Source organism: Pseudomonas sp. SC11, assembly GCF_047039205.1.
In the GTDB taxonomy this organism is placed as follows: domain Bacteria; phylum Pseudomonadota; class Gammaproteobacteria; order Pseudomonadales; family Pseudomonadaceae; genus Aquipseudomonas; species Aquipseudomonas boreofloridensis.
The window spans coordinates 3,959,995-3,983,424 of the sequence record NZ_CP178183.1 but is presented as its reverse complement, the minus strand read 5'-3'; the positions used below and the strand labels follow the sequence as shown (position 1 = coordinate 3,983,424).

Annotated in this window: 13 protein-coding genes and 1 pseudogene; 7 read left to right on the top strand and 7 right to left on the bottom strand. The window is 65.6% G+C overall.

The genetic code is table 11. The features are described 5' to 3' along the window. Positions 1-64: 64 nt before the first annotated feature. The gene (gene speB, locus ACK2SD_RS17740; RefSeq protein ID WP_029615209.1) at positions 65-1,015 is read right to left on the bottom strand and encodes an agmatinase; all 951 of its coding nucleotides are present in this window, start codon (positions 1,013-1,015) and stop codon (positions 65-67) included. Between the two features lie 224 nt (positions 1,016-1,239). Between speB and ACK2SD_RS17735 the strand changes: the two genes are divergently transcribed. The 4 genes and pseudogenes from ACK2SD_RS17735 (at position 1,240) to ACK2SD_RS17720 (ending at position 4,544) form a co-directional block, all read left to right on the top strand. Next, positions 1,240-2,133, top strand: a complete 894-nt coding sequence (locus ACK2SD_RS17735; protein WP_029615208.1) for a LysR family transcriptional regulator — start codon at positions 1,240-1,242, stop codon at positions 2,131-2,133. A gap of 159 nt (positions 2,134-2,292) precedes the next feature. Continuing rightward, a pseudogene (locus tag ACK2SD_RS17730) lies at positions 2,293-2,604 on the top strand (PAS domain-containing protein); the annotation flags it as partial. A gap of 186 nt (positions 2,605-2,790) precedes the next feature. Further along, the gene (locus ACK2SD_RS17725; RefSeq protein WP_412462336.1) at positions 2,791-3,858 is read left to right on the top strand and encodes a methyl-accepting chemotaxis protein; all 1,068 of its coding nucleotides are present in this window, start codon (positions 2,791-2,793) and stop codon (positions 3,856-3,858) included. An 80-nt stretch (positions 3,859-3,938) separates the two neighbouring features. After that, positions 3,939-4,544 carry a tRNA-uridine aminocarboxypropyltransferase gene (locus tag ACK2SD_RS17720; protein WP_412460461.1) on the top strand — a complete coding sequence of 202 codons (606 nt, stop codon included), beginning with the start codon at positions 3,939-3,941 and terminating at the stop codon, positions 4,542-4,544. Here ACK2SD_RS17720 and ACK2SD_RS17715 read toward each other — a convergent pair. From ACK2SD_RS17715 to ACK2SD_RS17705, 3 genes are all read right to left on the bottom strand, one after another. Then, on the bottom strand, positions 4,541-5,884 hold the full coding sequence (locus ACK2SD_RS17715) for an HlyD family type I secretion periplasmic adaptor subunit (protein ID WP_412460460.1): 1,344 nt from the start codon (positions 5,882-5,884) through the stop codon (positions 4,541-4,543). The genes ACK2SD_RS17720 and ACK2SD_RS17715 overlap by 4 nt on opposite strands. A gap of 28 nt (positions 5,885-5,912) precedes the next feature. Continuing rightward, positions 5,913-8,057, bottom strand: coding sequence for a type I secretion system permease/ATPase (locus ACK2SD_RS17710; RefSeq protein WP_412460459.1), 2,145 nt, complete (start codon positions 8,055-8,057; stop codon positions 5,913-5,915). A gap of 66 nt (positions 8,058-8,123) precedes the next feature. Further along, positions 8,124-9,497 carry a TolC family outer membrane protein gene (locus ACK2SD_RS17705; RefSeq protein ID WP_039576240.1) on the bottom strand — a complete coding sequence of 458 codons (1,374 nt, stop codon included), beginning with the start codon at positions 9,495-9,497 and terminating at the stop codon, positions 8,124-8,126. Positions 9,498-9,965: 468 nt separating this feature from the next. Here ACK2SD_RS17705 and ACK2SD_RS17700 point away from each other — a divergent pair, with 468 nt between their 5' ends. Further along, on the top strand, positions 9,966-17,183 hold the full coding sequence (locus tag ACK2SD_RS17700) for a retention module-containing protein (protein ID WP_412460458.1): 7,218 nt from the start codon (positions 9,966-9,968) through the stop codon (positions 17,181-17,183). Between the two features lie 25 nt (positions 17,184-17,208). Here the strand turns inward: ACK2SD_RS17700 and ACK2SD_RS17695 are convergent, their stop codons facing one another. Further along, positions 17,209-17,574 (bottom strand): YbaN family protein, encoded by a 366-nt coding sequence (locus ACK2SD_RS17695; protein WP_342649379.1) that lies wholly within the window; start codon positions 17,572-17,574, stop codon positions 17,209-17,211. Positions 17,575-17,580: 6 nt separating this feature from the next. Then, positions 17,581-18,168 carry a YecA family protein gene (locus ACK2SD_RS17690; RefSeq protein ID WP_029612941.1) on the bottom strand — a complete coding sequence of 196 codons (588 nt, stop codon included), beginning with the start codon at positions 18,166-18,168 and terminating at the stop codon, positions 17,581-17,583. 243 nt (positions 18,169-18,411) lie between these two features. On the opposite strand from ACK2SD_RS17690, the gene recQ reads away from it, so the two are divergent. Both recQ and ACK2SD_RS17680 read left to right on the top strand, forming a co-directional pair. After that, entirely contained in the window at positions 18,412-20,556 is a 2,145-nt protein-coding gene (gene recQ / locus ACK2SD_RS17685; RefSeq protein WP_295483392.1) for a DNA helicase RecQ, read from the top strand. A gap of 118 nt (positions 20,557-20,674) precedes the next feature. Then, positions 20,675-21,112, top strand: coding sequence for a MarR family transcriptional regulator (locus ACK2SD_RS17680; protein ID WP_029612943.1), 438 nt, complete (start codon positions 20,675-20,677; stop codon positions 21,110-21,112). 87 nt (positions 21,113-21,199) lie between these two features. Here the strand turns inward: ACK2SD_RS17680 and ACK2SD_RS17675 are convergent, their stop codons facing one another. Continuing rightward, entirely contained in the window at positions 21,200-23,383 is a 2,184-nt protein-coding gene (locus ACK2SD_RS17675) for a patatin-like phospholipase family protein (RefSeq protein WP_295483396.1), read from the bottom strand. Positions 23,384-23,430 lie beyond the last annotated feature (47 nt).

Here is a 23,430-nt window from a genome sequence, read left to right as displayed (position 1 = left end):
AGTGTTGGCGGGCCTCTATGGCCCTGTCCCACGGCTCCTGCCCGGGTGTCGCATGGATTCGGGCCTAGCGGTGCACCACGCCCGGCAGCACGCAGAGCATTTCGAACAGCAGGTTCGCTCCCAGCAGCGAGGTGTTGCCAGTGGTGTCGTAGGGCGGCGAGACCTCCACCAGGTCGCAGCCGATCAAATCCAGGCCCTGGCAGCCACGGATGATCTCCATGGCCTGAATGGTGGTCAGGCCACCGATCTCCGGGGTGCCGGTGCCGGGCGCCCAGGCCGGATCGATGCCGTCGATGTCGAACGACAGGTACACCGGGCCACCGCCGACCTTTTCGCGCACTTCGGCCATGAGCGGTGCCAGGGATTGGTGCCAGCACTCCTCGGCCTGCACCACGCGAAAGCCTTGGCGGCGGCTCCAGTTGAAGTCGTCGGCGGTATAGCCCTGGGCGCGCAGGCCGATCTGCACCACGCGCTCGCAGTCCAGCAGGCCTTCTTCGACGGCGCGGCGGAAGGTGGTGCCGTGGGCGATCTTCTCGCCGAACATATGATCGTTGACGTCAGCGTGGGCGTCGATGTGCACCAGGCCGATCTTGCCGTGTTTCTTGTGCAGGGCGCGCAGGATCGGCAGGGTGATGGTGTGATCGCCGCCCAGGGTCAGCGGGATGATGTTGTGTTCGAGGATCTGGTCGTAGGCTTCTTCGATGATGCGCACGGCGTCGAGCAGGTTGAAGGTGTTGATCGCCACGTCGCCGATGTCGGCCACCGACAGCGAGTCGAACGGGGCGGCGCCGGTGGCCATGTTGTAGGGGCGGATCATCACCGATTCGGCGCGGATCTGCCGAGGGCCGAAGCGGGTGCCGGCGCGCAGCGAGGTGCCGATGTCCAGCGGCACGCCGATGAAGGCCGCGTCCAGGCCTTCGGCGCTCTGCAGGTGGGGAAGACGCAGCATGGTGGCGATGCCGCCGAAACGCGGCATTTCGTTGCCGCCCAGTGGTTGGTGGAGAATCTTGTCCACGGTGGGCCTCATCAGTCGGTCGATTGTTGTGTTTGTTCGAACCTGTGTCGCGGCGCGCTCGAGCCAGGCACGGGGCCGGCGACCAGGGACATTTCGGCCGAGTGTGCGAGAGGTAGTGGCGTGGAAGAATCGCTACCGACAAATACTTACTTCATGAATTTCTAAACTATCACTCTCCAGGCGCGGTAGACTCTGTCGGAATTTTCCGAGTGGACCGGTGTGTCATGGCCTCAACGCTGCCCGACCTGAAGCTGCTGCGCATCTTTGCCAGCGTGGTGCGTCACCAGGGCTTCGCCAATGCCCAGCGCGACCTCAACCTGTCCACGTCGGCCATCAGCACCTACATGAGCCAGTTGGAAAGCAGCCTCGGCCTGGTGCTGTGCCACCGCGGCCGTGGCGGCTTCAGCCTGACCAGCAAGGGCGAGCTGTTCCACCAGGAGACCTTGCGCCTGCTTGGCGAGCTGGACGGCTTCGAGCAGTACGCCGCCGCGCTCAAGGGCGAACTGCGCGGCACCCTCAACCTCGGCGTGATCGACTCCACCGTGGGCGACCGCGCCCTGCCGCTGGCCGAGGCGATCGGCGCCTATAGCCAGGAGCACCCGGCGGTGCACCTGCACCTGTCGGTGTCCAGCCCCTACGAGCTGCAACTGGGGGTGCAGGACAACCGCCTGGACCTGGCCATCGGCGCCTTTTCTTCGCGCATGAGCGGGTTGCTGTACCAACCGCTGTACCGCGAGCAGCACTGGCTGTACTGCAGCAACCGTCATCCGCTGTACGCCGAGCGGCGCATCCCCGCCCAGGTCATCACCCAGCAGCGCATGGTCGGGCGCGGCTACTGGAGCCAGGCGGAACTGGCCCGGCATGGCTTCAAGCACAGCGCGGCCACGGTGGAGAGCATGGAGGCGCAGTTGATCCTGATCCTCTCCGGCGCCTACATCGGCTACCTGCCCGAGCATTACGCCCAGGCTTGGGCCGACAAAGGCGACCTGCGTGTGCTGTCGCCCGCGACCTTCGGCTACCAGGCGCCGTTTTCCCTGATCATTCGCCGGGGCCGCAGTCGCGAACCGCTGATCCAGACTTTTCGTGACTTGCTCAAGTCGCAGTTGAACGTCGGTTGATGACCGGCGCCACCCTGGGCCTGATCGGCCTTTTCCTATCACCGCGTCGTCGCGTCGGTGGCTGTTCGTCGAATGGCGTTATCCGGCACTGACGCGCTCTGCTAAACCTGTAAACGTTTTGTTCAATTCCTACACCCGAACCAGCAAGGACCGCCCGCGATGCGCACGAATTTGCCCGTGACCGAGCAAGAAAGAACTTTCCCCAGTGAGCAGCGGCTGATCTCCACCACCGACCTGGACAGTCGGATCACCTATTGCAACGAGGCCTTCGTGGCCATCAGCGGTTTCACCTACGAGGAACTGGTGGGCCAGCCGCACAATCTGGTGCGCCATCCCGACATGCCACCGGCGGTATTCGGTCACATGTGGGACACCATCAAGCAAGGCAAAGCCTGGATGGGGGTGGTGAAGAACCGGGCCAAGAACGGTGACTACTACTGGGTCAGCGCCTATGTCACGGCGGTCTACGAGAACGGTCGGCTCAGCGGCTACGAGTCGGTGCGCTCGGTGCCCAGCCGCGAACAGATTCGCCGCGCCGAGGCGCTCTATGCGCGGCTCAATGCCGGACGTTCAGCGGTGCCGAAGGTGGCGCGCCTGACCCAATGGCTCGGCACCAGTGGACCCCTGCTGGTCGCGGCAGCGATCGCCGCCGCGGGCATGCTGTGGCTGCCGCTGCCGGGCGCCCTCGGCGTGCTGCTGGCCAGCCTGCTCGGCGCCGGCTGGCTGATCGAGCACCGCCAGAACCGGGCCATCCGCCGCACCCTCGCCGATCACCCCAAGGCCTTCACCAGCCCGCTGGTGGCGCTGACCTACAGCGACAACCCGGGTCTGCGCGGGCAGCTCGACCTGGCCATCATCAGCGAAGAGGCACGGCTGCAGACGGCCCTGACTCGCCTGGTGGACGCGGGCGTCGGGGTCAAGTCGCGGGCTGCGCAGTCGGCTGAGCTGTCCGACGCCCAGGCGCGGATGCTCGACCGTCAGCGCAGCGAAACCGACCAGTCGGCCACCGCCATCGCCGAGATGGCCGCGACCATCCAGGAGGTCACCCAGAATGTGCAGAGCACCGCCCATGCTGCCGGCGATGCTGACCAGTTGGCGCAGCAGGGCAGCGAACTGGCGCGCCAGAGCCTGCGCGCCATGGGCAGCATGAGCGAGGCGGTCGGCGACATCAGCCAGGCGGTGGACGCCCTGGCCGAGCAGACCATGAGCATCGGCAGCGTGGTGGACGTGATCACCGCCATCGCTGAACAGACCAACCTGCTGGCGCTCAACGCCGCCATCGAAGCCGCGCGTGCGGGCGAGCAGGGACGCGGTTTCGCGGTGGTGGCCGATGAGGTGCGTTCGCTGGCGCAGCGCACCCGCACCTCCACCGAGGAAATTCACCAGATCATCGATACGCTGCGTGCTGGCGCCGAGCGTGCGGTGACCAGCGCCGGGCGCGGCGAGCAGATTTCCCGCGACAGCATGCACAGCGTCGAGGCGGTGCAGACGGCGCTGACCGGCATCGTCCAGGCCGTCAGCCGCATCACCGGCATGAGCCAGCAGATGGCGACGGCCTCCGAGCAGCAGAGCCATGTGGCCGAGGACATCAACCAGCAGATCGTGCGCATCGCCCAGTTGTGCGACGAGAGCGCCGGGCAGGCCAAGCAGGGCGCCGAGATCAGCCAGGACCTGGAGCGCATGGCCGAGTACCTGCACAGCTTGGCGGAGCGCTTCAGCCGGTAAGCGCGAAGAGGGCGTCATCGCGGCGATCAGCAGCCACACCGCAGGCCGGTGTGGCACACTGCGCGCCTTGAGGAGAGCCCATGTCCAGACCCCGCTGCCCACGCTGCCAACGTCCACTTGCCCACTGCCTCTGCGCGCTGATCCCATCGCTGCCCAGCCGTACCCGCGTGGTCCTGCTGCAGCACGCCAGCGAGACCCCCCATGCGCTGAACACCGCGCGACTGGCCGCCTTGGGCCTGCGCAATGCCGAGTTGCTGAGCGGCGAGGTGTTCGACGAGCTGCCCGCGTTGCTGGCCACGCCAGGTTATCGCCCGGCGCTGCTGTTTCCCGGCGAGCTGGCAGAAATCGTGCAGCCCTACGCCGAGCACGACGCGTTGCCGCTGCTGCTGATCGTGCCCGACGGTACCTGGCGCAAGGCGCGCAAGCTGCTGTACCTCAACCCACTGCTCGACGCGCTGCCACGCCTGACCCTGGGCCAGGTGCCGCCTTCGCGTTATCGCCTGCGCAAGGCGCCGCAGCCAGGGGCGCTGTCGACGATCGAGGCGGTGGTGCAGGCGCTCGACGTCCTGGAGGCGCCGGTCCGGTTCGATGCGCTGCTGCGCCCGTTCGAGGCGCTGATCGAAGGGCAGATCAAAGCCATGGGCGCCGAGACCTTCGAGCGCAATCACGGCCAGGGCGGAGCCTAACGTTCACGCAGGGCCTCGGTGCGCGCCTTCAGCACCGGCTTGAGCAGGTAGTCCAGTACGCTCTTGTGTCCGGTGATGATGTCCACCGTCGCGGTCATGCCGGGGATGATCAGCAGCGGTTTGTCGGTCGTGCCCAGGTGATTGTTTTCGGTGCGCACCTGGATCAGGTAGAACGCATTGCCCTTGTCGTCGCTGACGGTGTCGGCGCCGATCAATTCCAGGCGCGCCTTGAGGCCACCGTAGATCGTGTAGTCGTAGGCGCTGAACTTGACCATCGCCGTCTGCCCCGGATGCAGGAAGGCCACGTCCTGCGGGCGCACCTTGGCTTCGATCAGCAGGTTGTCCTCGATCGGCACGATCTCGATCAGGTCGCTGCCGGGCTGGACCACGCCACCGATGGTGTTGACCTTGAGCACTTTGACGATGCCCCGCACCGGCGAGACCACCGTGGTGCGGTTGACCCGGTCGTCGATGGCGATGCTGGTGGCGGTCAGTTTCGACAGCTCGGTGCGCTTGTCGTTGAGCTCCTTGGCGGCGTCGGAGCGAAAGCCGGCATCCGATTCCTGGATCTTGCTGCGGATTTCGGCGATGGCCGCTTCGGCGCGGGGGATGGCCAGGTTGGTGGCGTTGAGCTGCCCGCGCGCCTCGACGCTGCGTTGCTTGAGACGCAGGATCTCCACCGGTGAAATGGCACCTTTGCTCACCAGTGGCGAAGACATGTCCAGTTCCTGCTGCAGCAGCCCGACCGCCGAGCGGTACTGGTCCACCTTGGAGCGGAACTCGGCGAGCTCCTGGGTCTTCTGTCGCAACTGCTCGTTGAGCGTCTGCTTCTCGCTGGCCAGGCGGCGCTGGCGCGATTGGTACAGGGCGATCTCGTCCTCGGCCACCTGGGGCGCCTTGGCGCGTACCGGGTCGGAGAGCACGAAGGGGCGTCCTTCGGCCTCAGCCGACAGACGTTCGACCTGCGCAGTCAGGGCATAGCGGTCGGCCTCGCTTTCGCCCTTGTTCGACTTGAAGCGGGTGTCGTCCAGACGCAGCAGGGTCGCCCCTTTATCGACCATCTGCCCCTCGCGCACGAGAATCTCGGTGACGATGCCGCCCTCCAGGTTCTGAATCACCTGCACCTTGGAGGAGGGAATGGCTTTGCCGTCGCCAACGGTAACCTCGTCGAGCACGGCGAAGTGCGCCCAGATCAGCGCCACCAGCAGCAGCGCGCCGGCCAGCCACACGGTCAGGCGCGACAGGCGCGGCGAGTCCTGCAGCGTGGCGCCGGCCAGCTCCGGCATGTAGTCGCGCTCGGCGTCTGCGGGGGCAGTGCGTGCAGTGTCAGTCAGGGACATGGTTCACCTCACGCCAAGCGGACGCTCATCACAGCGCCGCGCCAATGCGGCCCTTGCGCAGGGCCTCGATCACGGCATCCTTCGGCCCATCGGCCACCACCTTGCCGTTGTCCAGCACCACCAACCGCTGTACCAGCGCGAGCATCGAGCTGCGGTGGGTCACCAGCAGCAGCGTCTTGCCCGGCACCCAGTCCAGCAGACGCTGGCGCAGTTGATCCTCGCTGCTGTTGTCCAAGTGGCTGGTCGGCTCGTCGAGCATCAGGATCGGCGGCTCCAGCAGCAGCGCGCGGGCCAGCAGCACGGCCTGGCGCTGGCCGCCGGAGAGCAGTTGCCCGCGTTCGCCCACGGGCCGGTCGAAGCCCTGCGGGTGCTGGCGGGCCAGCGCGTCGACGCCGGTCAACGCGGCCACCTCGAGCAGGCGCGCGGTGCTGACGTGGCGGGCGCCGAGTGTGAGGTTGTCGCGCAGGCTGCCGGCCAGCAATGGCAGGTCGTGGGCCACGTAGCCGAGTTGGCGGCGCAGGTCGGCGACATCCAACTGACGCAGGTCCAGGTTGTCCAGCAGCACCTGGCCTTCGTCGGCGTGATACAGGCCCATCAGCAGGCGACCTAAGGTGCTCTTGCCCGAGCCGCTGCGGCCGATGATGCCGATCCGTTCGCCAGGGGTGATGCTCAGGTTGACGTCGTTCAGGGCCGCCGCGGTCTGGCCGGGATAGCGAAAGCTCACGTGACTGACGTCGATGCTGCCCTGCAACGCGGTGCGTTCCAGCACCTGCTGGTCGGGCTGGCGCTCCTGGGGCAGAGCCATCAGCGCGTCGGTGCTGCGCATGGTCAGTTGCGCCTGCTGGTAGCGGGTGATCAGCCCGGCGATCTGCCCCAGTGGCGCCAGCACCCGGCTGCCGAGCATGTAGCAGGCGACCAGGGCGCCGACGCTCAGGGCGCCGGCGATGATCGCGTAGACTCCGGCGACGATGGTCGCCATGCCGCAGAACTGCTGGATGAACAGCGTGCCGTTGGTGGCCAGCGACGCCAGGTTGCGGGCGTGGGCGTCGAGCCGGGCGATGGCGCCGTTGGTGTGCTCCCACTGGTACTGGCGCTCGCTCTCGGCGCCACAGACCTTGAGGGTTTCCAGGCCGCCGAGGGTTTCGATCAGCAAGGCCTGGCGTACCGCGCCCAGGCTCAAGCTCTTGTCCACCGTGTCGCGCAAGCGGGCCTGGATCAGCAGGGCGGCGCCCATGGCCACGGGAAAGGCCAGCAGCGGGATCAGCACCAGCCAGCCGCCGAGCAGGCCGATCACCAGCAGCATCAGCAGCACGAAAGGCAGGTCGATGAGGCTGGTGAGAGTGACGGCGGTGAGGAATTCGCGCAGGCCCTGGAAGTCGTGGATGCTCTGGGCGAAGCCGCCGATGCTGGCGGGGCGCGCTTTCATGGCCATGCCGGTGATGCGTTCGAACAGCGTGGCCGAGAGGATCAGGTCGGTCTTCTTGCCGGCCTGGTCCAGCAAGTGCGCGCGCACCATGCGCAGCACCAGCTCAAAGGCGGTGCCGATGAACAGGCCGATCACCAGCACCCACAAGGTCGACAGCGCCTGGTTGGGCACCACGCGGTCGTAGGTCTGCATCACGAACAGCGGTACCAGCAGTCCGAGCAGGTTGATCAGTAGGCTGGCCAGCAATGCGTCGCCGTACAGCCCGCGCGAATGCTTGAGGGTGTCGCGAAACCAGGCTTCGACCCGGGGCAGCAGGGGCGCGCGCAGCGCTTCGAGGGTATGCCGAGGGCGGGCGAACAGGGCGTGCCCGCTGTAGACCTGTTCCAGCGTCTGACGCTGCACCCACTGCTCGCCGCCTTCGGCCTCGCAGGGCAGGATCAGCGCCTGGCCGTCCTCGCCCCAACGTTGCAGCACGGCGCTGCGGCCATCGCTCAACAGCAGCAGCACGGGCAGGTTCAGCGCACTGATCGCGCCCAGTTCACGGCGCAGCACCCGCGCCTGCAGCCCGGCGCGTGCGGCGGCACGCGGCAGCAGGGCCAGGTCCAGGCGCTGCTCGGGCAGCGGCAGGCCGGCACACAGGCTGGCACGGCTGGCCGCGCAGCCGTGCACCTTGCACAGGATCAGCAGGCCATCGAGCAGGGGGTCGTCCGCCGCCTCGGGCGGCGGTGTGCGGTGCAGTGACGTCACGATGGCCTACTCCTGTCGCGCGGGACGGGAAGCGGTCGAGGCGCACGCCCGACCGCGTCGCAGGGCTTAACGCATTTCGGGCAATTGCGCCTGAGTACGGACTTCGGTGGTGGCGATGGCTTCCGGCGGCAGGGTGATGCGCTGCTTGGTCAGCAGCTCGCCCATGGTGGCCAGCACGCGGTACATCGAGTACTCCTCGGTGTAGCGCACTTCGGTGTAGCGGCGGTTGGCGTTGTACAGCTCGTTTTCGCTGTCGAGCACGTCGAGCAGGGTGCGTTGGCCCAGGCCGAACTGGTCCTGGTACGCCGCGCGCACCCGCGTGGTGGTCTCGGCGTATTCGCGGGCGCTCGGGGTCTGCTTGCGCGCATTGTTCATGGCGTTCCACGCCAGGCTCAGGTTCTCGGTGAGCTCGCGCAGGGCGTTGTTGCGGATGTCCATGGCCTGGTTGATCTTGTACGAATCAGACTCCAGGCGCGCCTTGTCGCTGCCGCCACGGAACAGGTTGTAGCTGAGCTCGACGCCGGCTTGCCAGTCGTTGTTGCTGTGACCGCGCTCACCGCCGGTGTTGTTGTTGGCGCCGGTGGCCAGCACCGCATCCAGGCGCGGGTAGAAGGGCGACTTGGCCACTTCGTACTGCTTCTCGGCGGCATTCACGTCGGCTTGTGCCGATTTCAGGTACGGGTTGTTCTCGCGCATGCCCTGGCGGGCTTCGTCCAGTGTGTTGGGCATCTGGATCTTGATGCTGCTCGGTGCTTCCAGCTCGTCCGGCTGACGGCCGACGACGCTGTAGAAGTTGGCCTCGGCGTCGGCCAGGTCCACTTCGGCGGTGTCCAGGTTGTTTTCCGCCAGCGCGCGTCGGGCGCGGGACTGGTCGAGGTCGGCGGTGCTGCCTACGCCGCGTTCGCTGCGCAGGCCGATCTGATCGTTCACGCGCAGGTGCGCTTGCAGGTTGTTACGAGCCAGGGTCACCAGTTCGCGGCGCTTGAGCACCTCCAGGTACACCTCGATGGCGCGCAGCGCCACGTCCTGGGCCACGGCCTGGGTGTAGTAGGCGCGCGAGGTGGCCACCGATTGCGTACGACCGACTTCGTTGGAGGTGTTGAAACCGTCGAAGATCATCTGCCGCAGGCGCAGTTCGGACTGTGTGTAGTTCAGGGTCGCCTTGTCGTGGTTGCGCGTGCCATCAGGGTTCACGCCACGGGTGTTCTGGTTGTCCGAGCGCTGGCGCCCGTAGCCGGCGACCAGGTCGACGGTGGGGAAGTAGCCGCCGCGCGCGAACTTCACATCCTCATCGGCCGAGAGCTTGCTGTTGCGGTTGGAACTGATCTGAGGGTGGTAGTCCACGGCACTCTGGACGGCCTCGGTGATCGACATCGCCTGTGCGTTGGCACAGACCATGGCCAACAAGATGGCGCTGGTGATGGGGGTTGGAACGCGCATCGGGTACTTCTCCCTGATCGAATAAGGTGCTGCACTCGCCAAAAAAATGACGGAAATGCATGTTAAAACCGTTTCAGGTTTGTAACAACAGAGCTAAGAACATTTCGTGGCAAAGCTAAGAAGATTTCTTCATAAGTGCTATGCGAAAAAAAACTTATGAGCTCTAAGAAAACCGAGACATTGTTCTACACAGTCGCTCGGTTAATTGGCTGAAGTACCTGATTTCCGGGCTTTACTGAAAGTTCAACGTTTGTTTGCAGTGCGGGCGCCGGAAAGCAAAATTTAGGCGTATTTTGGCGACAAAATATTGGCGATTAATTGATGGCTACTTGGTATTAGTCCCTGCGTATTAGGTCCAAAGTGAGCGGGATTTCTCACGGATCTGACAGGTGAAGTGGTTGAACCTGATCGCGTCGCGCGGTTTCCGGGATCGCCTGTAACGAGCACCAGCATCGGAGGCGTATGTTCATGGCGGGTTCAATCGGGGTGGTGAGCAAGGTGATCGGTCAGGTGTTCGCGGTCGCCAGTGATGGTGCCCGGCGCTTGCTGGTGGAGGGCGATCGGCTGTTCGCTGGGGAGCAACTGGACACGGGCCTGGGTGGTGCCGTGGCAGTTCGTTTAGCCAACGGTGCCGAGCTGACCCTCGGGCGAGGCAGCAGCCTGACGCTCACGCCGGACCTGCTGGCCAATCATGCGCCCCACGTCCAGGCGCCCGATCCGACGCCCACCCAGGCCCAGCTCAGCGACGTCGAGCGCTTGCAGCAGGCCATCGCCGCGGGCGGTGACCCGACCCAGGAAGGCGAGGCGCCTGCCGCCGGTCCCGGTGCCAATGGCGCACCGGGTGCGTTGGGCGGTGGGCACAGCTTCGTGCTGCTGACCGAGGTCGCCGGGCGAGTCGACCCTACGGTCGGTTTCCCCACCGCCGGTTTCAATGGCACGCCCGAGTTGGCCAATCGTGACCTCGGCGGACTCGACCCGAGCGGTAATCCCCCAGGCGGGGGCCCCACGACCAATCCGCCACCTGTCACGCCGCCTGTGACTCCACCGGTCACTCCACCTGTTACACCGCCGGTGACGCCTCCGGTGAATCCGCCGGTCACTCCGCCGGTCACGCCCCCGGTCACGCCCTCGGACCACCCTGTCACCCTGGGCGGTCTCGACCTGAGTCCTGCGGAGCTGAGCCTGAACGAAGCCAATCTGCCACAGGGCTCGGCGCCCAATCCCCAGGCCCTGACGCAAACCGGCAGTTTCACCGTGGTCGCGCTCGACGGGCTGTTCAACCTCAGCGTCGGCGGCATCAACGTGGTCACCGCCGGCGTGGTGACCGGTGTCGGCCAGTCGATCACCACCGGCCTTGGCAACCAACTGACCATTACCGGCTATGACGCGGCCAACGGCCTGGTCAGCTACAGCTACACCCTCACTGGCGCCGAGCAGCACCCCGCAGGCGACGGCGCCAACCTGCTGGGCGAGCACTTCTCGGTGCTGGCCAGCGACACCGACGGCGATACCGCCAGCGGCTCGCTGGATGTGATCATCCGCGACGACGTGCCCACGGCGGTCAACGACCGCAATCCGCTCAGCGCCAACGAACAGTCGGTGCAGTTGACCGGCAACGTGCTGGACAACGACATCCAGGGCGCCGACCGCATCGCCAGCGGCCCGGTGGTCGCCGGCACCTATGCCGGCACCTACGGCACCCTGCAATTGGCGGCCGACGGTTCCTACACCTACACCCTCGACCCCGACGCTGCGGACTTCAAGAATCTCCACGGAGGCGGGCGCGGCACCGAGACCTTCACCTACACCCTGCGCGACGCCGACGGCGATACCAGCAGCGCGACCCTGACCCTGAACGTCACCAATCTGGACGATCCGGTGATCCTCCGTGGCCTGGACGTGGACGGCGGTGAGCTGACGGTCTACGAGAAGAACCTGAGCACGGGCACCTCCCCCGATCCGGCGGCGTTGACCCAGCAGGGCAGCTTCACGGTCAGCGCGGCAGACGGCCTGCAGAGCCTGAGCGTCGGTGGCATCGCCGTGGTCAGTGGTGGCGTGGTCGCGGGCTTGCCGCAGTCGATCGTCACGGCCCTGGGCAACACCTTGACCCTGCTCGGCTACGATCCGGCCACCGGCGTGGTGAGCTACAGCTACACCTTGCGCGGTAACGAAGGCCACCCTGCCGGCCAGGGGGCGAACAGCCTGAGCGAGCATTTCAGTGTGATTGCCCAGGACACGGACGGCAGCCGCGCCACGGCCAGCCTGGACGTCAACATTGTCGACGACGTGCCCCAGGCGTCTAGCGACGTCGCCACGGTCTACGAGGGCGGCACCGTCAGCGCCAACGTGTTGGTCAACGATGTGATCGGCGCCGATGTTCGGGCCGACGGCCAGTATGTGGTGGGCGTGCGCGCGGGCGCCGACACCTCGACCTCGGCCAGCGGCAACCTGGGAACTGCCGTGGTGGGCCTGTATGGCACCCTGACCCTCGATGGCGCCGGTAATGCGGTCTACCACGCCAATCCCAATGTCGCACCGCCCTCCGGTGCAATAGATGTCTTCGTCTACACCCTGCGCGACGGAGACGGCGACGAGAGCACTACCACCCTGACCATCGATGTCCGCGACTGTGCACTGATCGTCGGTCCCAACGATGGGGTGACGGTGTACGAGAAGGCGCTGGATCTGATCAAGGACGGCAACGACCTCGCCCCGGGCACCGTGGTGGGCAGCGACCCGCAGTCGAACGCGGAAACCGCCTCTGGCTCACTGGCCGGGTTGGTCAGCGGCGGCATCGGTGCAATGACCTTCGCGCTGGTGGGCAACGCGGTCGGCCAGTACGGCCAGATCCAGCTCAACGCCGACGGTTCCTACACCTACACGCTCACCTCGGCGCCGAAGTCGCCGGAAAACCTTAATGACGGGGCGAATACGCTGACGGAGTCGTTCACCTATCAGGTGAAGGATTCGCTGGGTAACTCGACCACGGGCACCGTGGTCATCAGCATCGTCGATGACGTGCCGAAGGCGGACAGCGATTTCGTCAACGTCTACGAGGGCGGCAGCGTCAGCGGCAATGTGCTGGTCAACGATGTGATCGGTGCCGATGTACGGGCCGACGGCCAGTATGTCGTGGGCGTGCGCGCGGGCGCCGACACCTCCACCTCGGCCATTGGCCAGCTTGGCGTGCAGGTGGTCGGCCAGTACGGTTACCTGACCCTCGACGCCCAGGGCAACGCCACCTATCACGCCAAGCCGGACAGCGTGACGCCGGCCGGTGCCACCGACGTGTTCGTCTACACCATCCGCGATGCCGACGGCGACGAAAGCACCACCACCATCACCATCGATATCCACGACTGCTCGCTGGTGGTTGCGCCAGGTGGTGGCGTGACGGTGTACGAAAAGGCCCTCGATCTGGTCAAGGACGGCAATGACCTGGCGCCGGGCACGGTCATCGGCAGCGATCCGCATTCCACTGCAGAAACCGCCTCTGGCTCACTGGCCGGGTTGGTCAGCGGCGGCATCGGTGCAATGACCTTCGCGCTGGTGGGCAACGCGGTCGGCCAATACGGCCAGATCCAGCTCAACGCCGACGGTTCCTACACCTACACGCTCACCTCGGCGCCGAAGTCGCCGGATAACCTCAATGACGGGGCGAATACGCTGACGGAGTCGTTCACCTATCAGGTGAAGGATTCGCTGGGCAATTCGACCACGGGCACCGTGGTCATCAGCATCGTCGATGACGTGCCGAAGGCGGACAGCGATTTCGTCAACGTCTACGAGGGCGGCAGCGTCAGCGGCAATGTGCTGGTCAACGATGTGATCGGTGCCGATGTACGGGCCGACGGCCAGTATGTCGTGGGCGTGCGCGCGGGCGCCGACACTTCCACCTCGGCCATTGGCCAGCTCGACGTGCAGGTGGTCGGCCAGTACGGTTACCTGACCCTCGACGCCCAGGGCAACGCCACCTATCACGCCAAGCCGGACAGCGTGACGCCGGCCGGTGCCACCGACGTGTTCGTCTACACCATCCGCGATGCCGACGGCGACGAAAGCACCACCACCATCACCATCGATATCCACGACTGCTCGCTGGTGGTTGCGCCAGGTGGTGGCGTGACGGTGTACGAAAAGGCCCTCGATCTGGTCAAGGACGGCAATGACCTGGCGCCGGGCACGGTCATCGGCAGCGATCCGCATTCCACTGCAGAAACCGCCTCTGGCTCACTGGCCGGGTTGGTCAGCGGCGGCATCGGTGCAATGACCTTCGCGCTGGTGGGCAACGCGGTCGGCCAGTACGGCCAGATCCAGCTCAACGCCGACGGTTCCTACACCTACACGCTCACTTCGGCGCCGAAGTCGCCGGATAACCTCAATGACGGGGCGAATACGCTGACGGAGTCGTTCACCTATCAGGTGAAGGATTCGCTGGGTAACTCGACCACGGGCACCGTGGTCATCAGCATCGTCGATGACGTGCCGAAGGCGCACTGCGACGTCGCCAGCGTGACCGAAGGCGGCGCGGTCAGCGGCAATGTGCTGGACAATGACATCGTCGGCGCCGACGTGCGGGCCGACGGCCAGTATGTCGTGGGCGTGCGCGCCGGGTCGGATACCTCGACATCGGCGATTGGCCAGCTCGGTGTGCAGGTGGCTGGCCAGTACGGTTACCTCACCCTAGACGCGCAAGGCAACGCCACCTATCACGCCAATCCGAACAGCGTATCCAAGGCCGGTGCCACCGACGTGTTCGTCTACACCATCCGTGATGCCGATGGCGATGAAAGCAGCACGACTCTGACCATCAACGTGCAGGACAGCCGCTTGCTGGCCTGTGAGAACAGCGATGTGACGGTGTACGAAAAGGCGCTGGATCTGGTCAAGGACGGCCACGATCTGGCCGCGGGTACGGTCATCGGCAGCGATCCGCAGTCCACCGGCGAAACGGCCACTGGCAACCTGGCGGGCTCGGTCGGCGGTGGCGTGGGGGCCGTGACCTATAGCTTGGTCGGTAGTACGGTCGGTCAGTTCGGCCAGATTCAGGTCAATGCGGACGGCACCTACACCTACACCCTCACCTCGGCGCCGAAGACGCCGAGTGGTGCCGATGACGGTGCCAACCGGGTCATCGAGCAATTCACCTACAAAGCCACCGATTCGCTGGGCAACAGCGTGACCAGCACCATCGCCATTTCCATCGTCGATGACGTACCCAAAGCCGCGTGCGCCGAGCGCAGCATCACGCCGGGCCAGTTGGACTCCAACATCCTGCTGGTGATCGACGTGTCCGGCAGCATGAACTTCGCCTCCGGTGTTCAAGGGCTGAGCCGACTGGACCTGGCCAAGCAGTCGATCAACGCGTTGCTCGAGCGCTACGACGAGATGGGTGACATCAAGGTGCAGGTGGTGACCTTTGCTACCGGCGCCTGGGTCAAGACGCCGGTCTGGGTGTCGATCGCCGAGGCCAAGAGCGTGGTCGCAGGGCTGACCGCCGACGGTTCCACCTATTACGACTCGGCGGTGACCAAGGCCCAAGAAGCCTTCCTCAGCAGCGGCAAGATCGCCGGGGCGCAGAACGTCAGCTATTTCTTCTCCGATGGCGTACCGACCAATGGGCACGCGATGACGTCGGTGCGCGAGGCCGCTTGGGAGCGGTTCCTTGACGACCAGGGCATCAAGTCCTACGCAATCGGTATGGGCACCGGGGTCAATCAGGCCAATCTCGATCCCTTGGCCTACGACGGCAGCAGCCATGTCGACACCGGCTCGGTGGTGGTCACCGACCTCAGTCAGCTCAGTGCGGTACTCACCGGCACCGTGCAGGGCGCGCCGATCACCGGCAGCCTGATGAGTGGCGGGCACTTCGGGGCCGACGGCGGTTTCATCAAGGCATTGCTGGTCGATGGCACCACCTACACCTTCGACCCCAAAGCCAATGGCGGGCAGGGTGGCTACAGCGTGTCGGGCGGACCGGACAAGGCCAGCTTCGACACGCAGGGCAATACCTTGGCAGTCAAGACCGCACTCGGCGGTACGCTGCTGGTGGACATGGATACCGGCGAGTTCACCTACGCACCGCCCAAGGACGATGGCAGTCGCCACGTGGAGCGCTTCGGCTTCACCGTCAGCGACAACGACGGCGATACCAGCAGCGCCAGCCTGGTGGTGCAGCTCAACAGCAACAGCGCGCCGGTCGCCGGGGCCGACCACATCATCACCAACATCACGGGGGCCAGCATCAACGTGCCGATGCAGGCCCTGTTGGCCAACGACAGCGATGCTGACCATGATCGCCTGAGTGCCGCGCCGACCACCTTCACCACCGGCTTCGCCGACAAGGGGACCGGCTTCGCCGCCGCCGGTCAGGTGCAGACCCTGCGCTTCGACGGTACGGCCAACACCACGGCGAACCAATTCAAGGAACTGCTGCGCAGCGACTTTACGGCGGTGTCGGGCAGCATGACCGCCGCGCTGGTGGTCGCGGGCTACCTGGGCGCCATCAGCACCAGCAATGCCAACGACGAAGACACGCTGACGGTCAGCCTGCGCAAGGGTGAGAGCCTGACCTTGGACCACGACCGTCCGGCCGGCAATCTGCAGATGCAGTGGAAGGACGCCACGGGCAATTATCAGGCTATCGACGATGGTGGCCGCTTCACCGCCAGCCATGACGGGGTGTACAGCCTGCATGTGATCAACACTGAGAATGCGCAAGGCAACAGCAAGGCGGCCGAGAGTTACAAATTGAGCCTGGTGATCGATTACAGCCAGGCCGAGAACGAAGTCCGGCACGACAGTTATACCCTCAGCGACAACCATGGCGGCGTCGCCACTGGCGCTGTGGACATCACCTATCAGGCGGGGACCACCTTGGTGGGGAGTGCGGGCGACGATGTGCTGTTGGCGGGTAACGGCGACGACACCTTGATCGGTGGCGCCGGGCACGATGTGCTGGTGGGGGGAGAGGGCAACGACCGGTTGTACGGCGGGGAGGGCAACGACCTGCTGATCGGCGGGCCAGGCGACGACCTGCTCGACGGCGGCCCGGGCAATGACACCGCCAGCTATGCCAGCGCTGGCACGGGCGTGACCGTCGATCTGGCCCATGTCGGTCAACAGAATACCCTGGGTGCGGGGCTCGATACCCTGGTCAGCATCGAGAACCTGATCGGTTCTGACCATGACGATCGGCTGTTCGGCAACGACGGCGACAATGTGCTCAATGGCGGCAAGGGCGACGATCTGCTGGTCGGCGGCGCGGGTAACGATACCCTGATCGGCGGGCCGGGCAACGATACCCTGACGGGGGGCAGCGGCAACGACACCTTCGTCTGGCAGCAGGGCGACAGCGGGCACGACCGCGTCACCGACTTCACCCCAGGCAGCGACACGCTCGACCTGTCGCAACTGCTGCAGGGCGAGAACGCCACGGCGGCGTCACTGGACGACTACCTGCATTTCACGATCAGCGGCAGTGGTGCCGGGGTGGTATCGACCCTGGAAGTGAGCAGCGTGGCGGGTGCGGCGCCGACCCAGACCATCGACCTGGCGGGTGTCGACCTGGCGCAGCACTACGGGGTGACCCCTGGCGCTGGCGGCTTGATCGCTGCCGGCTACGACACGGCGGCGCTGATCAACGGCATGCTCAACGATCATTCGTTGAAGGTGGATACGGTCTGATTGCCAGGTGGCTGCGCCGGCCTGTTCAGGGCCGGTGCAGGGTCTTCTGCTTGAGGATGTAGAGACTGACCAGCACGGCGCTGGTGAGCATGAAGGCCCGTGCCCAGAACAAGGGCACCAGGTAGCACGACAGGCCGATGCTGGCCCACATCAGGCCGATGGCGTACACCTTGCCCTTGAGTGGAATGCCCTGTCCATCGAGGTAGTCGCGGATCCAGGGGCCGAGCCGGGGATGCTCGACCAACCACGCGTGAAAGCGCGGGGAGCTGCGGGCGAAACAGGCGGCTGCCAGCAGCAGGAACGGGGTGGTCGGCAAGACCGGCAGGAAGATGCCGATCACCCCCAGCGCGACACTGAGCCAGCCAATGGCCAGCAGCAGATAGCGCGCCACTGCCGATCAGTGGTGGCGTGGCTTGAGCAGTGCCGGCTTCTCTTCCGGGGCGTGCAGCAGCAGGAACAAGGCGCTGAGGGCCTCGGGAATCTGCACGATCATGTCGTCCTGCAAGTTGGCGTTGCTGGCGATGTCGGCGAACTCCGGCTGTTCGTCGAACAGGCCCGAGCCGACCATGATCGGCAGCAGCATTTCGCTGACTTCCTCTTCGGCATTCTCGAACCAGGCTTCTTCGCGCAGGAACACGCCTTCCATGAACCCGATGCACCAGCCGCGCAGTTCGGAATCGTCCGGCTCGTCGGTCAGGTCGAGCTCGCAGGGCAGGTCGAATTCCTCGTCGCTGGCCAGTTGGCGGGCGATGTGGCCTTTGAGGGCGACCAGGGTGGCCTCGATTTCGACGTGCTGGGCTTCGCTGGCGTAATGCGGTTCCTCGGCGAACAGCGCGTCGATCCATTCACGTTCGGGCACCTCCTCCGAGCAGATCGACAGGGCGGTCAGGTAGCCGTGTGCGGCGACGTAGTCCAGCGCCTCTTCGTGCAGCTCGTCGGCGTCGAGGAAGGCTTGCAGGCGGGTCAGTTGCTCGGCGAAGGACATTACGGGGCTACCTTGGGGAATAAACGATGCTGAATTCTAGCACCTTGCAGCGATGGCGGGGCAAAGGGAACGTCTGTCATCCCAGCCTGCCGCAGGGCAGGGCAGTGGGGTATACTTCGCCGTTTTCGAGCCAGGTGGCGCCTTGGCGTCATTCGGCAAAAAACGCTTACGCATCCGGCGTGTGCGCAGCGGATTTATCGTCCAGCCTGTCTGCGGGATGGTACGACGATCGTGGAGTGGCAAATGCTCGAACAGGCTCAGCGCGTCCTCAAGGACATCTTCGGCTACGACAGCTTCCGGGGTCGCCAGGCGGCGATCATCGAATGCGTGGCCAACGGTGGCGATGCGCTGGTGCTGATGCCCACCGGCGGCGGCAAATCGCTGTGCTTCCAGGTGCCCGGCCTGTTACGCAACGGCCTGACCGTGGTGGTGTCGCCGCTGATCGCGCTGATGGACGACCAGGTCGCCACTCTCGATGAACTCGGCGTGGCGGCGGCGGCGCTGAACTCCACCTTGAGTGCCGAGCAGCAGCGCGACCTGGCCGCGCGCCTGCGCCGCGGCGAAGTGAAGATGCTTTACTTGGCGCCTGAGCGCCTGGTGCAGCCGCGCATGCTGGACTTCCTGCGCGACCTGGACATCGCCCTGTTCGCAATCGATGAAGCGCACTGCGTGTCGCAGTGGGGGCACGACTTCCGTCCCGAGTACCTGCAACTGGGTCAGCTCGCCGAGTTGTTCCCCCATGTGCCGCGTATCGCCCTGACCGCCACCGCTGACATGCGGACCCGCGAGGAAATCGTCCAGCGCCTGCACCTGCAGGGCGCCGAGCGGTTCCTGTCGAGTTTCGACCGGCCCAACATCTTCTACCGCATCGTGCCCAAGGAATCGCCACGCAAGCAATTGATGGCCTTCCTCGCCGAGCGTCGGGGTAACGCCGGTATCGTCTATTGCCTGTCGCGCAAGAAGGTCGACGAGACGGCGGCCTTCCTCTGCGAGCAAGGCTTCCCGGCGCTGCCGTACCATGCCGGCCTGCCCGCCGAGACCCGTTCGGCCAACCAGCACCGGTTCCTCAACGAGGAGGGGCTGATCATGGTTGCGACCATCGCCTTCGGCATGGGCATCGACAAGCCCAACGTGCGCTTCGTCGCCCACCTCGACCTGCCCAAGTCGCTCGAGGCCTATTACCAGGAAACCGGCCGTGCCGGCCGTGACGGCCTGCCCTCTGACGCCTGGATGGCCTATGGGCTGCAGGACATGGTGATGCTCAAGCAGATGCTGCAGAACTCCGAAGGCGACGAGCGCCACAAGCGTGTCGAGCAGCACAAGCTCGATGCCATGCTGGCGCTGTGCGAGGAAACCCGCTGCCGTCGTCAGGCGCTGCTGGCGTACTTCGACGAAGTGCTGGAGCAGCCTTGTGGCCATTGCGACAACTGCGTCGACCAGGTGCAGACCTGGGATGCCACCGAGCCCGCGCGCCAGGCCCTGTCGGCGGTATTCCGCACCGGACAGCGCTATGGTGTCGGGCATCTGGTCGATGTGTTGCTGGGCAAGGACAACGAGAAGGTGCGCAGTTTCGGTCACGAGAAGCTCTCGGTGTTCGGCGTCGGCAAGGCCTTGGGCGAACACGAATGGCGCTCGCTGTTCCGCCAGTTGGTGGCGCGCGGGTTGGTGGACATCGATCTGGAAGGCTACGGCGGCCTGCGGCTTTCCGACACGTGCCGGCCGCTGCTGCGCGGCGAGGTCAACCTGCAACTGCGCCGCGACCTCAAGCCGCAAACCGTGGCCAAGTCCTCGAGCGGTGGCGGCAGCCCGGCCAGCCAATTGGTGCGTGCCGAGGAGCGCGAGCTGTGGGAGGCGCTGCGCACCCTGCGGCGCAAGTTGGCCGAGGAGCACAGCGTGCCACCGTACGTCATCTTCCCCGACTCCACCTTGCTGGAGATGTTGCGCAGCCAGCCCACCAGCCTCAGCGACATGGCCCAGGTCAGCGGCGTCGGTGCACGCAAGCTGGAGCGCTATGGCCAGGCCTTCCTCGAGGTGCTCAACGGCGCCGGTGGCACCGAGGAGGCGCCCAAGGTGGTGCTCGACCTGCGCCACGAGTTGGTCAGTCTGGCCCGTGCGGGGATGACGCCGGCGCAGATCGCCGGGCAACTGGCGTGCAGCGAGAAGAACGTGTACAGCCTGCTGGCCGAGGCCATCGGTCGTCAGGAACTGAGCCTGGAGCAGGCGCTGGACCTGCCCGAGGAGCTGATGATGGAAATTCAGGACGCCTTCCTCGACGGCGAAGGCGAGCTGCCACCGGTGTCGGCCTTGTTGCCACAGTTCGCGCAGCGGGTGCCGGAAGGCGTGCTGTACTGCGTACGCGCAGCACTGGCGGCCGAGTTCGAGCTCTGAGCTGACCGGCGTCATGCTCTGCGTCGATTTTCGGCGCATTCCCACAGGCCGAGCCTTGCCTGATCCTGTGGGGCATGATTAGCTGACTAACTATTAGTTTCCCTCCACAGAGTTGCCTATGCCCCTCACCGACAATCAACACCGCTTCGGCATGCAACTGGCACAGATGTCCCGAGGCTGGCGTGCCGAACTGGACCGTCGTCTGGCCGGGCTCAATCTGTCCCAGGCACGCTGGCTGGTGTTGCTGCACCTGGCCCGGTTCAGCGAAGCACCCACCCAGCGCGAGCTGGCGCAGAGCGTCGGCGTCGAAGGTCCGACCCTGGCGCGACTGCTCGACAGCCTGGAAAACCAGGGGCTGGTCCGTCGCCAGGCCGTCATGGAAGACCGCCGCGCCAAGAAAATCCTGCTGTGTCCGCCGGCCAAGCCGCTGATCGACCAGATCGAGACCATCGCCAACGCCTTGCGCGCGGAGCTGTTCACCGGCGTTGACGAGGCGGACCTGGACGTGTGCATGCGGGTGCATGCGAAGATTCTCGGCAACCTGGAGAAGCCTTGAGGTTCAACGGCGCACCCGCGCGCGCACGCAAAAGCGGATGGCGGCCCCATCCGCTTTTTCCATTTCTTTGGCCGGGCCCGTCGACACTCAGAAGCTGCTGCCCAAATTCAAGTACACCGCCTTCTGATGCTCGGTGTTGATTCCGTAGCTGATGTTCAAAGGCCCCAGTGGCGTCTCCAGTCCCAGGAACACGCTGGCCGCGTTGATGTAGCCGCTGTCGAAGTCGTTGTCGTTGTTCCACGCGCGGCCACGCTCCAGCGACCCGCCCAGGTACAAGGGCAGATCCAACGGCACATAGGCCCGAGGCGTCAGCCGGCGGTAATACACCATGCGCATCAGGCTGATGTTCTGGCCTGACAGCGAATCCTGGCGGAACCCCGACAGTTGCCTGGCTCCCCCGAGCACGAAGCTGGAAGTCACCACCTCGGTATCGTCCAGGGTGCGCCCGTAGCGGCCACCCAGCACCCAGGTATTGGCGCCGTAACTCAAGGCTTTGTCCAGGTGGAACTGCCATTGGCGGTAGTCGCTGTCCGAGTCCAGCGAGCGGTCGAACTTGCGCAGGCTCAGGCCGATGTCTTCGCCGCTGTGGGGGAAGTAGACGTTGTCGAAGGTGTCGAAGGAGTACTTCAGTTCGTAGAAGCCCTCGTTGAAGCTGACTTTGGGCAGGCTTTGATCGCCAATACGCACTTCAGCCTCACCCCAGGCCTTGCCGACGCCGAGTCGCACTTCGCCGTAGGTGCCGATCTGTCGGCCTAGGTTGAGGCCGAACCCGTAGCGTTCCAGGCGGTACTCGGCGACCGGATCGTTGTCCAGGGTGGCTTCGATGTTCTGCGAACCCAGGGACAGGTAGGGGGCGACGAAGTAGCGCGAGCCCACGTCCAGCGGTTGGTAGAACTCGCTGTACAGCTCCTGCTGGTCGCCGATCTGCGCGCGCGTGAGCCATTCGGCGCCCAGCCGGTTGATGCCATTGACGCGGTAGCTGGCACCGAGGTTGAAGGCGCTGTCGCCGCGCATGTCGTCCGAGAGGTTCAGGCCCAGACGCAGGTAGTCGGTGCCGCCACGCCGGCCACGGGCATTGATCACCAGGGTATTGTCGTCGCCCTTGTGTACCACGCGGTACTGCACGCGGTCGAAGTAGTCCAGCCCGTACAGGGTGCCCATGTCGGTTTGCAGGCGATCCAGCGCCAGCGGCTCGCCGATGGGCTGGCGGATGTAGTAGCGGATCACCTCGTCGCTGACCTTCGAGTCGTTCTCGACCTTGATCGCCGTGATCACCGGCGTGCGCTGGCGCGGTGAGCGGGCCACGGCCAGTTCGGCGTCACCGGCCTGGCGCAGCCCGGCCAGGCGCGCGTCGAGGGCGCGGGTGGCACGGTAGCCCGCGTCGATCATGTCCTGGGCGCGGCCGAAATCGGTGACGCCGAAGGCGCTCAGCGGTGGTTGCACAAGAATGTCTTCGCGGCCCAGGCTGGCCAGCTGTTCTTCGGAGTTGCGCCGGGTCATCAGGGTGATCGACTGGTTGAGCACGTCCACCACAGTGGCCAGTTGCTTGCGCGAGCGCAGCGGGGTGCCGATGTCCACCACGATGGCCAGGTCGACGCCCATTTCACGCACGACATCCAGCGGAATGTTGTCGACCATGCCGCCATCGACCAGCAGGCGGCCGTCCAGTTCCACCGGCGCGAACACCGCTGGAATCGACATGCTGGCCCGCACCACCTGCGGCAGGTGGCCACGGCGGAACACCACCTTTTCGCCACTGGCGATGTCGGTGGCGACGGCGCGGAACGGAATGGGCAGTTTGTCGAAGTCGCGGATGTCGGCGGTGTGGGCCAGCTTGCTTTCCAGCAGCAGCGACAGGTTCTGGCCCTGGATCACCCCCAGCGGCAGACCCAGGCTGCCGTCGTCGCGAAAGCTGAGCTTCTGCCTGACCAGGAAGTCGCGGTCGTCCTGCTTGCGCCTGAACGGCACGTCCTTGCGCGGTGGCGCATCGGACAGCGCCTGCTGCCAGTCGAGGGTCAGCGCCAGGTGTTCGAGTTCCTCGATGCTGTAGCCCGAGGCGTACAGCCCGCCGACCACCGCTCCCATGCTGGTGCCAGCGATGGCGTCGATGCGCACGCCCTGTTCTTCCAGGGCCTTGAGCACGCCGATGTGGGCCAGGCCTCGGGCGGCGCCGCCGGACAGTACCAGGCCGACCTTGGGCCGGGCCGCGTCGGCCGCGTGCAGGACAAGCGGGGTGAGGGTCAGCAACAGGCATAACAGCAGACGGCGCATCGTGAGTCTCAAAACCGTGGGCAAAGACCGCTAGTATAAGCGGCCCA

Bases quoted from the DNA above. Each gene is read 5' to 3' on its own strand.
- ACK2SD_RS17715 (WP_412460460.1), bottom strand. From the start codon at position 5,884: ATGTCCCTGACTGACACTGCACGCACTGCCCCCGCAGACGCCGAGCGC.
- ACK2SD_RS17705 (WP_039576240.1), bottom strand. From the start codon at position 9,497: ATGCGCGTTCCAACCCCCATCACCAGCGCCATCTTGTTGGCCATGGTC.
- ACK2SD_RS17720 (WP_412460461.1), top strand. From the start codon at position 3,939: ATGTCCAGACCCCGCTGCCCACGCTGCCAACGTCCACTTGCCCACTGC.
- ACK2SD_RS17675 (WP_295483396.1), bottom strand. From the start codon at position 23,383: ATGCGCCGTCTGCTGTTATGCCTGTTGCTGACCCTCACCCCGCTTGTC.
- ACK2SD_RS17690 (WP_029612941.1), bottom strand. From the start codon at position 18,168: ATGTCCTTCGCCGAGCAACTGACCCGCCTGCAAGCCTTCCTCGACGCC.
- recQ (WP_295483392.1), top strand. From the start codon at position 18,412: ATGCTCGAACAGGCTCAGCGCGTCCTCAAGGACATCTTCGGCTACGAC.
- ACK2SD_RS17735 (WP_029615208.1), top strand. From the start codon at position 1,240: ATGGCCTCAACGCTGCCCGACCTGAAGCTGCTGCGCATCTTTGCCAGC.
- ACK2SD_RS17680 (WP_029612943.1), top strand. From the start codon at position 20,675: ATGCCCCTCACCGACAATCAACACCGCTTCGGCATGCAACTGGCACAG.
- ACK2SD_RS17700 (WP_412460458.1), top strand. From the start codon at position 9,966: ATGGCGGGTTCAATCGGGGTGGTGAGCAAGGTGATCGGTCAGGTGTTC.
- ACK2SD_RS17725 (WP_412462336.1), top strand. From the start codon at position 2,791: ATGCTGTGGCTGCCGCTGCCGGGCGCCCTCGGCGTGCTGCTGGCCAGC.